The 11,137-nt window shown below is 39.6% G+C and carries 10 protein-coding genes and 2 riboswitches; of the genes, 4 read left to right on the forward strand and 6 right to left on the reverse strand.

All coding sequences use genetic code 11. The features are described 5' to 3' along the window. Positions 1-14: 14 nt before the first annotated feature. Positions 15-1,862, reverse strand: a complete 1,848-nt coding sequence (gene asnB / locus IHV11_RS10645) for an asparagine synthase (glutamine-hydrolyzing) (protein WP_197194579.1) — start codon at positions 1,860-1,862, stop codon at positions 15-17. A 158-nt stretch (positions 1,863-2,020) separates the two neighbouring features. Between asnB and IHV11_RS10650 the strand changes: the two genes are divergently transcribed. Both IHV11_RS10650 and IHV11_RS10655 read left to right on the forward strand, forming a co-directional pair. Then, a complete protein-coding gene (locus tag IHV11_RS10650; RefSeq protein ID WP_197194580.1) occupies positions 2,021-3,109 on the forward strand; it encodes an AI-2E family transporter in 1,089 nt (362 codons plus the stop codon). Between the two features lie 236 nt (positions 3,110-3,345). Beyond that, on the forward strand, positions 3,346-3,672 hold the full coding sequence (locus IHV11_RS10655) for a hypothetical protein (protein ID WP_197194581.1): 327 nt from the start codon (positions 3,346-3,348) through the stop codon (positions 3,670-3,672). 273 nt (positions 3,673-3,945) lie between these two features. Here the strand turns inward: IHV11_RS10655 and IHV11_RS10660 are convergent, their stop codons facing one another. The 5 genes from IHV11_RS10660 to IHV11_RS10680 all read right to left on the reverse strand — a co-directional run bounded on the left by IHV11_RS10660 (position 3,946) and on the right by IHV11_RS10680 (position 8,667). After that, positions 3,946-4,482 carry a 1,2-dihydroxy-3-keto-5-methylthiopentene dioxygenase gene (locus tag IHV11_RS10660; protein WP_197191292.1) on the reverse strand — a complete coding sequence of 179 codons (537 nt, stop codon included), beginning with the start codon at positions 4,480-4,482 and terminating at the stop codon, positions 3,946-3,948. Next, the gene (locus IHV11_RS10665; protein WP_197194582.1) at positions 4,460-5,125 is read right to left on the reverse strand and encodes a methylthioribulose 1-phosphate dehydratase; all 666 of its coding nucleotides are present in this window, start codon (positions 5,123-5,125) and stop codon (positions 4,460-4,462) included. The genes IHV11_RS10660 and IHV11_RS10665 overlap by 23 nt, the downstream gene beginning before the upstream one ends. Beyond that, on the reverse strand, positions 5,122-5,796 hold the full coding sequence (locus IHV11_RS10670; protein ID WP_197194583.1) for a 2-hydroxy-3-keto-5-methylthiopentenyl-1-phosphate phosphatase: 675 nt from the start codon (positions 5,794-5,796) through the stop codon (positions 5,122-5,124). Before IHV11_RS10670 ends, IHV11_RS10665 begins: the two co-directional genes overlap by 4 nt. Further along, complete coding sequence (locus IHV11_RS10675) at positions 5,793-7,034, reverse strand: 2,3-diketo-5-methylthiopentyl-1-phosphate enolase (protein WP_197194584.1); 1,242 nt, start codon at positions 7,032-7,034, stop codon at positions 5,793-5,795. Before IHV11_RS10675 ends, IHV11_RS10670 begins: the two co-directional genes overlap by 4 nt. A 77-nt stretch (positions 7,035-7,111) precedes the next feature. Continuing rightward, positions 7,112-7,230, reverse strand: a riboswitch (SAM riboswitch). A 270-nt stretch (positions 7,231-7,500) separates the two neighbouring features. Then, on the reverse strand, positions 7,501-8,667 hold the full coding sequence (locus IHV11_RS10680) for a pyridoxal phosphate-dependent aminotransferase (RefSeq protein ID WP_197194585.1): 1,167 nt from the start codon (positions 8,665-8,667) through the stop codon (positions 7,501-7,503). Between the two features lie 21 nt (positions 8,668-8,688). On the opposite strand from IHV11_RS10680, the gene IHV11_RS10685 reads away from it, so the two are divergent. Next, complete coding sequence (locus tag IHV11_RS10685; RefSeq protein WP_370568647.1) at positions 8,689-9,558, forward strand: carbon-nitrogen family hydrolase; 870 nt, start codon at positions 8,689-8,691, stop codon at positions 9,556-9,558. A gap of 107 nt (positions 9,559-9,665) precedes the next feature. After that, positions 9,666-9,830: riboswitch (SAM riboswitch) on the forward strand. A gap of 86 nt (positions 9,831-9,916) precedes the next feature. Beyond that, entirely contained in the window at positions 9,917-11,134 is a 1,218-nt protein-coding gene (mtnK, locus tag IHV11_RS10690; RefSeq protein ID WP_197194587.1) for an S-methyl-5-thioribose kinase, read from the forward strand. Positions 11,135-11,137: the final 3 nt, after the last annotated feature.

The following is an 11,137-nucleotide window of genomic DNA, read 5'->3' on the forward strand; positions in this document are numbered from 1 at the left end:
TCCGGTTTTTTCGTTTAATCTACGATATTAATATTATAGTCGGTCAGCCAGCTGTCGATCTGCGCAAGATGAGCCATTAATTGTGGGCCGGTCATAAGTTGACCAAACCAAGGCTCTTTAAACGTCTCACCATTCGTTTGAATAATTTCTTGAACACGTGCTCGGTTTAATACTTCAAACAATGGTGAGTTCTTTTTCGCGACGATGCTTGTTAACCAATCTTTTACGCCGTTCGTATAATCCGGATGGAACGTTTTCGGGTAAGGGCTCTTTTTTCGATACAGTACATCATTCGGAAGTACCCCAGTAAGTGCTTTTCTAAGTATTCCCTTCTCTCTTCCATCCAGCATTTTCATGTCCCAAGGAATGTTCCATGCGTATTCTACAATTCTATGATCTGCAAAGGGTACCCTCACTTCTAATGAAGCTCCCATACTCATTCGGTCTTTACGATCCAACAGTGTCGTCATGAACCAAATCATATTCAAATAGAAGATTTCACGTCTTCTCGCTTCTATTTTAGATTCTCCTTCTAAAACAGGCGTTTCATTCACTGTTTCTTCGTATCGTTGCTGAACATATGAAGCTAGATTCAACTTGCTAGCCCATGAGTCTTGTAAAAGATTTTGGCGCGCTTCTGTTGAACGCATCCACGGAAACATTGGACGATTCAAGAGTTTCTCTTTATGAAACCATGGATACCCACCAAAGATTTCGTCTGCGCATTCTCCTGAAAGTGCAACTGTTGACTGAGGTTTAATCTGACGGCAGAACCATAAAAGTGAAGAATCAACATCAGCCATTCCTGGCAGATCCCGAACTGTGACAGCTTCACGCAAATGATTGATTAATAGTTCGTTATCAATCACGCAGCTATGATGAACAGAGCCTGTAGCTTCAACCATCTGATTGATCCAATACGCATCTGAATTCGGCTGATAATCACTCGCTTTAAAATACTTATCATTATCTACATAATCAATGCTGAACGTATGGAGGTCACCCTTGTTTTCTTCTTTAAAATATTTCGCTGCGATTGCGGTGATCGCACTTGAATCGAGACCGCCAGAAAGAAAAGTACTTACTGGTACGTCTGCAATCAGTTGTCGCGTCACTGCATCATTCACGAGATATTTCACTTTTTCAACTGTATCTTCTAAAGAGTCTTGATGTGGTTTACTTTCTACGTTCCAATACCGCCAAATTTTCAGCCCGTTTTTTGAATACGTCGCAGCATGTGCCGGACGAAGTTCTTTTATCCCTTTATATACTCCGTTACCTGGGGTACGAGATGGTCCTAGACCGAAGACTTCTTGTAGTCCTTCACGATCTATTTCAGCCTTGACATCTGGATGAGCTAATATGGACTTTATTTCAGATCCAAATAACAGCATACCGCCTTTTTCAGTATAGAAAAATGGCTTTACCCCTAATCGATCACGAGCTACAAACAAGCTTTCCTTTTCTTCATCCCAAATTCCAAATGCAAATATTCCATTAAACCGATCGATACAACTCTCTCCCCACTCCATATAAGAAGTAAGTAAAACTTCCGTATCGGAATGCCCATCAAACGTGTACCCTCTTTGTAAAAGTTCTTTCCGGAGATCTTCTGTGTTGTACAGCTCTCCGTTATAGCAAAGTGTATAATTCAATTTGTTCTTCGTTCTTGTCATCGGCTGAACGCCGCCTTCAATATCTACAACTGCTAACCTTGCGTGACCAAAACCTGCATGTGTGGTACTCCATACATTAAGTGCGTCTGGTCCTCTTTTTGATAATGGAGAGGCCATCTTAATTAATATATTCTTTTCATGTGTGAGGTTACGATTCCAATCTGCCCAACCCGTTATTCCGCACATTGGTTTCATCCTTTCTGTACAAACTCCATTTCTAGTATCTATGCCCATTACTCAGCATATGCTTTTATCCTTGTACAGGTGTTTTTTTAAAATTTGTGTATGTTCTTATAAGTTGTATATAATGAATACATATTTCAGAAGATAAAGGTGATCATTAAATGCCACAGTCGAAGTTTTTTCGTATCGGTTACGGATTTCTCCTCATTTTTCTAATTATTTTAGTAGGAACAAAGATTGATTTTATTTTCAGGCCGATCGTCGTTCTTGTTCAAACGCTATTCTTCCCGTTTTTACTTGGCGGTGTTCTTTACTATCTGTTCCGGCCTGTCGTTCAATTTTTGCATAAGCGAAATGTGCCGAAGGTGTTATCCATCCTTCTCATCTACTTGCTTGCTATCGGATTATTCGTATTGCTGTTCTATTCTATTGGTCCGATATTACAAAGACAGGTAAGTAATTTAATCGAGAATACACCCGCTTTAATCGATGCTATTCGTTCTAAGCTAAATGATTTACAGCAAAATGAATGGGTCAGCCGTTTCCAAGAAAGTGACCAGTTTGATGTAAAAGAAATCTCTGATAAAGTAACTGCCTATTTATCTACAAGTGTTCAAACAATCGGTACGAACATCGCAAACTTTATTGGAATCATCACAAACATTATTATGATTTTTGTTACCGTTCCTTTCATTCTTTATTACATGTTAAAAGAGGGTGAAAAAGCTCCACAGATGGTACTTCAAACGCTTCCGGAAAGACAGCGTACGAATGGAACAAAAATTCTAAAAGACATGGACATCGCCCTTAGTTCATACATCCAAGGTCAAATCCTCGTCAGTGTTTGTGTTGGAACCATGCTATATATCGGTTATCTCGTAATTGGAATCGAGTATTCACTGATCTTAGCCATTATCGCGATGTTCACAAATGTTATTCCGTTCCTTGGACCGATTATTGGAGTCGTTCCTGCGCTGATCGTAGCGGTCGTTGACTCGCCGGCGATGGTGATCAAAGTACTAATTGTTATGGTTATCGCTCAACAGATCGAAGGTAATGTAATCTCTCCTCAAGTTATGGGTAAAAAGCTGGATATCCATCCGCTTACAATTATTTCTATCTTGCTTGTAGCAGGAAGTCTAGGTGGTCTCCTTGGATTGATTCTAGCCGTTCCAGTATATGCGGTTCTTAAGGTTATCGCCCTGCACACCTATCGTTTAATCAATCTAAGAAAATCAAAAGAGCTTTAAAATAATGAGGAATTTGAAAAAGCATCGGATATTAAGTACGTAGTTCAGATAACGTGGAGAAACAAAAGATTTAGCATAGGAAATCGAGTATGAAATCGCAAAGATTTTATACTCGATTTTTTATTGATATGTAAGGGTTATTCATGTTTTTAATGCCGAATTAACAAGTGAAATTTCATATGAATTAACGGAATGACAACAACTATTGTCATTCCGTTATTTGGGTGTGATTATAGTTGTTATTTGTTGTACTAAAAATAACAAAAGGATTAGGTAATTTATGTTGCAATTTAATTGGAGAGATATTAGTCTTGTTCCGTAAAAGGGCAAGATTGTTTAAGGGGGATGGTGAAAAAATGTTAAATAAAATAAAGGAATTACCTGAAAAGTTGGCATTTTTTATAGGCTTATCTTTAACTTTATTTAGTCCAATAATATTACTTTTAATGTCATTTGGTGAATTGATGACAATACTAATACAAGCGATTGTATGGGGTGTTGCCACCTTATTTATACTAAGTGCTGCTGATAAAAGACATTTTCGAAAAGGTAAAAATAAGTGAAGATTTACTTATGGGGGCTTTAAAGAAAAAAATTCTCTAAAAAAGCTCAGAGCAATAAACTCAAATGTTATTTAGTTTGTTTTTTAAAGTTTTTCCACAATAACTGAACTACTTAATATTAAAGTCCGATGCTTTTTCTTTGCTCGTATTTTCTGTATGGCGCTCGTCCAGCCTGCTTGTCTGCCGCCGGACGAGCTTCTTACCCGCCAACTACTCTCTCATTACAAAAGAAAACACACCATTTCATTCAAGTAAAATGGTGTGAAAGGTTTATTATTTTGCTTCTTGTGGCTGTTTATCGTAGATCGGTACCCAGCCTTCTTTTGATTTGAAGATGCGGACCGCTACTACTTTACGATCTTCTTGCAGCGTGAAATAGTGACGGAAATTTTCTGGAACGGAGATTAGATCTCCCGGCTCAAGCTCTACATCAAAGAACCTTCCATTAGGTCCTTCGATCGCAAAGATTCCATGTCCAGAAACGATAAATCGTACTTCATCATCTGTGTGATGATGTTCTGCTAAGAAGTTTTTCAAAAGCTCATCTAAGTTTGGTGTCGCATCAGAAAGGGAGATAACATCTTCTGTTACATACCCTCTACGCTCAGAAATATCATCGATCTCACTGCGGAAGGTTTGAATCACTTCTTCTTTGTCCTCATCACTTAACGAAAAATTTTCACGAAGGTGTGATGGAAGTTTTTCAATGTCCCACTTTTCGTAAATAACTTCCTGTGAGTTTAAGTACGATTCTACCTCGCTTTGTTTTTCAATTCTTTCGTTGTTATCATGAAATCGTAGTTGTGCCATTTTTAACGCCTCCAAATGATTGATTTTTATTTAAAACGTTTAAAGTTTGTAATTTGATATGGTAAGAGAACAGAAACTCGAAAGCTTCTAGGTGTTTCTTCGCTTCAAAAGCATTTCTGCCCCATACGGTAATACCATGATTGCGGATCAGGACAGCTTTGGTATCCGTATTTATAACAGCACCTACCGCTTCTGACAGCTTCGAAAGGTCACCGTAATTTTCAACGATAGGAACCGTGATACTTCCTTCTTCTTCCCATATTCCAAAAGCTTTTATCAGTTCTTGACCTTGAAACGTAATCTTCCCTACATCACCATATAACTCAGAGATTAAATTATTATCCACGGTGTGAACGTGTAAACAGCAGCCTGCATCCGTTAATCGATAGACTTCACAATGAATGCCTGTTTCTGCTGAAGCTTTTAAATGCGTTTCTTCTACCGGATCCCCATACTGATCTACTAAAAGAAAGTCTTCAGAGGTACGCTTTGTTTTATCTTTTCCACTTGCAGAAACATAAAAGTTGAGCGGTGAGTCACTTACTTTAATCGATACGTTACCACTTGTTCCAGGAAACCAGTTCCGTGAAGCCAGCTCATCCTTTACATCAGCAAGCTCATTCCAACGCTGTTGTTTACTCAACTTTTCACACCTCTTTTCTCTAAGACATGAATGATGTCATGAAACGTTTCAAATGAAGTATATGGTATTTGGTTTTCTTCGCATTTTTCAATCAGATAATCTCTTGCAAAAACAACATCAGCCATCTTAGAAGCTTGAAGATCAGTAATTGAATCACCGATCACAATCTTTTCTGCTTGGGAATATTTCTCTTCAAGTCTTCTGATAACAGACGGTTTGCAACACCCACAATCATTGTCACATTGATCATCACACGCATTCGGCCAAGTGATTTTTATCGTGTCACTGGTAAAGTCACTGGCATTACAAAATACGTATTGTGAATCTAGCTTGTTTTCTAAAACAGGATGAACAAAAAAATCAATGCCGCCACTAACGATGTATAACGGAATTCTCTCGCTTTGAGTAAATTGAATAAATTCCTGAAAGCCATCTCTAATCTTAGAACGTGTTAAAACGAATTCAATAATCTCTTTCTTTTTATCCGAAGGAATTCTGGAAAACATTTTTCCTACACCTTCTCGAATCGAGATCGTTTCATTCAAGATTTCATTTACGATCGGCTGCCATCCCTCAGGTGAAAATTCTTCCATGATGGCGACGATGTTATCTTTTTCGGTAACTGTCCCATCAAAATCACAAAAGATTACCGATCGGTGTTGAGTTGTCATTTTACAGGAACACCACCCCAAAGCTCTAATGCTTTTTGAAGTTCTGCATGTTTTTCAGCAAAACTTTCAAAGTCTTCTCCTTTAACAACGGCATCTATCGCCTGACGGAAAGCACGTGCTCCACCGGCAGCTCCATCTGGGTGACCATGTATGCCTCCACCTGCATTTATAACACTGTCCAAACCAAAGTCATTGTATAAAACCGGAGTTAGTCCTGGATGGATACCAGCTGAAGGGACTGGAAACGATTTGTTTAATAAGATGCTATCTGTTGTTAAGGCATCCGCAATGCTTAATGTTTCTTGACGATCAAGTGCTACACTTCCATATGGAGATGGGAACAACACAAGATCTGCTCCTGCATAACGAAGCAATTTGCCTAATAATACTGAGTAACCAATTCCGTAAAGTGATGATGACCCTATAGCTCCGGATAGTGCAGGATGAGCCATGATCGGTAGTGGAATCTCTTTATCTTCGGCCAGTTCTTGCAATACATCTGGTCCGTAAGATAAAACGTTAAATAGTAATGCGTTTGCTCCTAATTCTGCTGCGCGCCTCGCTTTATCTTGAAGTTCACTCGTTCTGCCTGTTAAGTTAACTGCGTAGAGCGTCTTTTCGCCTGTTCGCTCGTGAACAGACTTTAATACTTCTTTAGCGATTTTCACTCTTTCTTCAAAAGGAGTGAGTGGATTCTCAAAAAGAATTTCATCATCTTTTACAAGATCTACCCCACCTATGGCCTGCTCATATAATTGCTGCTTGAAGAATGAAAGATCTTTTCCGAGTACCCCTTTAAAAATACTCATAACAAGTGGACGGTTATGTACGCCTAAGATATCTCGAATTCCTGTTATTCCAAACTTCGGACCGGGAAATTGTTTTTCTAGCTCTCTATCAAACTCTAAATCTACGAGCTTGATCTCACCATCTAACGAAAGTTTACCGAAAACCGTCGTTAGAATTGCTGGAATATCATTTGAAAAGTTCGCTGATGGATAGGAAATCTTAAGCAAGCCTTTAGTTCTTTTACTTCCTAAAAATTGATCAGCACGTGGATCTTCAGGAAGTTCAATGACCTCTTCCACAATCCCTTTATGTTTTTTTAGCTGTTCTTGCTCAAGTTGAGGAAGATCTGTCCAAGAACCTACTGTAAGTCCTAGTGCAATTCCTTCCGCTTTTTTTTGTAAGTTCTCTTTCTTATCATGTACTAAGTACGTCGCTGTAATTTTACTCATGTTTGTCGTTCTCCTTTCAAAAACACAAAAAACCCCTTCACGAGGAAGGGGTGTCTACATATTGACAGTTCCACTTCCTCTTATCTCTCAGTCAACGTTCGACTGCAAGAATTAGCACCGTTTTCAGTTAAGCAAAATTAACTGAATGGTTGCCGGGTTTCATCGGGCTAGTCCCTCCACCTGCTCTTAATAAGAGTGCAAATTGTTAGAATATAATTTTAATTGTGATTATGACAGGGTATGAAGGATCTGTCAACCCTATCTTCTTTCTTCAGTGTATTGAAAGTGATTTGATTTCCGTTCCAGATGCTCGCTTTCCGGGGGGCGTGCGGTGAGCCCCTTGCCGCTTTGCGCCCTTAAGGGTCTCACCTGCCACACTCGTCCCCCAGGAGTCTCCCATCTTGCACTACAATCAAATGTCAGTGGAGGTAAACACTAGTTACCAATAAATTCTCAAAGGAGTGGTTTAAATTAATTTAGCAATTCGATCTGCAGCCTCAATCAAACGTTTTTCAGACGTTAAAAGGCCAGCACGTACATACCGATCGCCTTCGCTTCCGAATCCGATTCCTGGCGCGACTACGACGTGTGCTTTCTCAAGTAAATAGTCTGCGAAAGTTTCAGAAGTATACCCTTCAGGTACAGGCAGCCAGCAGAAAAATGAACCTTTTGGCGATGCTACCTTCCAGCCGTTTTCGTTCAAACGTCCGATGAATGCATTTCGGCGACGTTCATATGTATCTACCAGTTCATCCACACATTGCTGTGGTCCGTTCAATGCCTCAGCCGCTGCGTGCTGGACAGCTCCAAACAAGCTTACATAAAAATGATCTTGAAGAAGGTTAATAGATTCAATAACAGTTTCGTTTCCAACCGCGAATCCAACGCGCCATCCTGCCATGTTATACGTTTTAGAAAGGGTGTAAATCTCTATACCTACGTCCTTTGCTCCTTCTATCTGTAGAAAACTGACCGGCTTTTGTCCATCAAATCCGATTGCTCCATAAGCAAAATCATGGCACACGAGAATATCATGTTTGTTAGCGAGTTCCACTGTTTCTTTAAAAAAGGATTCAGTGGCAACACCTGCAGTCGGGTTGTTCGGATAGTTTAAGAACATAAGCTTTGCTCTTTCCAGTACCTCTTTATCTATTTCATCATACTTCGGGAGAAAGTCATTTTCTTTTCTTAAGGGCATCGTCTCCATAGTAGCACCAGCCATTGCAACACCTGACCAATAATCAGGGTATCCCGGGTCTGGAACGAGTGCAACATCTCCTTGATTTAAATAGCACTGCGATAGCTCTACTAAACCTACTTTCCCGCCAAAGAGTACGGCTACTTCTTTCTCAGGATCGAGTGTTACTCCATATTCTCGTTTATAAAAATCGGCAGCTGCCTGCTTCAAAAATCCATGTCCGCGAAACGGTGAATACTTATGAAAATCAGGTCTATCAGCTCCATCTTTTAATGCATCAACAATATGCTGTGGAGTTGGTTGATCAGGATTCCCTTGTCCTAGATTAATAACATCAAAGCCTTGCTCTACATAGTAAGATACTTTTTTTACAAGCTTGGCGAAAAATTGCTCTGGCAGTTTCCCCATCACTTCTGCCTGCTCAAAACGTTTCACGACGATCACTTCCAGTCTAATTTGAATGTTCTTGAAATTCTAATCAGTTATGTTATACGCTTAAGGAAATTCTGTAAAGACTTTTTTTACAACCTGGAGGGTACAATCATGAAAATTGCCTGCATACAAGTTGACATTCAATATGGGAAACCTGATGAAAATTATAAACACATCGAAAATAAAATTCGTAAAGCCGTTAAACATCATAATCCTGATACGATCGTACTACCAGAACTGTGGGATACTGGGTATGATCTTACCCGATTAGGTGAGATTAGCGATCATGATGGTAAAAAAGCAAAGGAATGGTTAAGTCGATTATCTAAAGAGCTGGATATTAATATTGTCGGTGGGTCTATCGCGTATCGTAAAAGCAACACAGTTTACAATACATCATTCACTTACAACAGAAACGGTGTACAGGTTGGCACCTATTCAAAGGCTCACCTCATTACACTTATGGAAGAGGAAAAATATATCTCCCCCGGCAGTAATAGCAATCTGTTTACAATCGACGGTAACCTCTCCACTCTTGCTATCTGTTATGACATCCGTTTTCCTGAATGGATCCGTGCTCCTTTCTTAAAAGGGGCAAAAATATTGTTCGTTCCTGCCGAATGGCCGATTCAAAGACAATCTCATTGGCGAGCATTGCTTATCGCACGTGCTATAGAGAATCAATGCTACGTTATTGCTTGTAACCGAGTTGGAAGCGACCCTAAAAACACCTTCGCTGGTCAATCACTAATTATCGACCCATGGGGAGATATCATTGCTGAAGGATCTGTGCACGAAGAGGAGATCCTTACAGCAGAGATCTCACCTGAATTAGTAGACGAAGTCCGTGTAAAGGTTCCTGTATTTAACGACCGTCGAACAGATCTGTATTAAATCCATTTCGAAAATTTAGTGTTGACAGATCTCCATTCAACGTTGTAGTATAACGATTATGAATTGCGTGAATATTGTTACGCATTAACAAAACGAATAATTTTGGTCTCTTATCAAGAGCAGGTGGAGGGATATGGCCCGATGAAACCCAGCAACCGACCGTAATACCATTGTAAGATGGGGCGCCCGCATTATACGGGGAGCCGCTGATTAATTCAGCGTATGGCACGGTGCTAATTCCGGCAAAACATTTTGTTTTGCTAAGATAAGAGGCGCGGGAAATCATCATTCCGAGCCTCTTTTCTTATACGAAAAGAGGCTCTTTTTATTTGTAAAAAACTTTCCGGGGGGAACAAAAATGAGCGTACAAGTAAGACCTATATATGAACCGTTAAACGAACTGACAGTCCTTGATGTGGTAAAACCTTTAGCATTTTTTGATGCATCCGAACAAGACCAACTGCATGTTAGGGAGATTGGAGATGGCAACTTAAACCTTGTCTTTCATATAGAAAGCGCACTATCCAAAAAAGCTGTAATCGTTAAACAAGCACTTCCTTATGCAAAAGTAGTTGGAGAAAGCTGGCCTCTCACACTAGATCGTGCACGAATCGAGAGCGATGCGTTATTAAAAGAAGCTGAATTCGTTCCTCACTTAGTTCCGAAGGTTTTATTTTCAGATTCAACACTTGCTGTCACAGTTATGGAAGATTTGTCTGACCATGTCATCCTTCGAAAAGGACTTATTGATGGTCAAATTTATCCCAAACTTGCTGATGACATTGGAACATTTGCTGCTAAAACTGCTTTTTATTCAAGTGATTTCTACCTGCATCCTTTTGAAAAAAAAGAACAAGTTAAACAATTTTCAAACCCTGAACTTTGCAAGATCACGGAAGACTTAGTGTTCACTGATCCATTCTTCAATCATGATACAAATGACTTCCCTGCTGAACTCCAAAGTGAAGTTGATGTAATTTGGAATGACAAAGAGCTTTTACAAGAGGTAGCTCAACTGCGACTATCATTCTTAACAAGAGCAGAAGTTCTTCTTCATGGAGATCTACATTCTGGAAGTATTTTTGTAAAAAGCGATTCTACTAAAGTGATCGATCCTGAGTTTGCGTTCTATGGGCCAGCCGGATTCGATATCGCTCACTTCATAGCTAACCTTGCTCTTAATCATCTTTCTCAGAATGCACATGCAAAAGAGCCGTTTCATCGCGAATCTTTACAATCCTACCTGTTACAAACGATCGAAAAGACTTGGGAAACATACAGAGAAACGTTCTCACAACTATGGAACGAGAAAGCGACTGATCCTTTTGCAAAGATCGACGGTGTACTTGATAATTTCTTGGAAAAGACTTTCCAAGAAGCTATCGGTTTTGCTGGTTGTGAGATTATTCGAAGAACGATTGGACTTGCACACGTTGCTGATCTAGACACTATCCCCCAAAAAGAGGTCGAGCTCTTTTATAAAAAAACAGCACTAGCGTTAGGGGCAAAACTTGTTAAAAATCAAAGGAAACTTACAAACATCACAGAACTTACTGACTGGATTAGAGGTGCTTAAATG

The organism is Fictibacillus sp. 26RED30, assembly GCF_015903845.1.
Classification (GTDB): Bacteria; Bacillota; Bacilli; order Bacillales; family Fictibacillaceae; genus Fictibacillus; species Fictibacillus phosphorivorans.

Coding starts and splice junctions, on each gene's coding strand:
- IHV11_RS10660 (WP_197191292.1), bottom strand. CDS start 4,482: ATGGCACAACTACGATTTCATGATAACAACGAAAGAATTGAAAAACAA.
- mtnK (WP_197194587.1), top strand. CDS start 9,917: ATGAGCGTACAAGTAAGACCTATATATGAACCGTTAAACGAACTGACA.
- IHV11_RS10650 (WP_197194580.1), top strand. CDS start 2,021: ATGCCACAGTCGAAGTTTTTTCGTATCGGTTACGGATTTCTCCTCATT.
- IHV11_RS10675 (WP_197194584.1), bottom strand. CDS start 7,034: ATGAGTAAAATTACAGCGACGTACTTAGTACATGATAAGAAAGAGAAC.
- IHV11_RS10670 (WP_197194583.1), bottom strand. CDS start 5,796: ATGACAACTCAACACCGATCGGTAATCTTTTGTGATTTTGATGGGACA.
- asnB (WP_197194579.1), bottom strand. CDS start 1,862: ATGTGCGGAATAACGGGTTGGGCAGATTGGAATCGTAACCTCACACAT.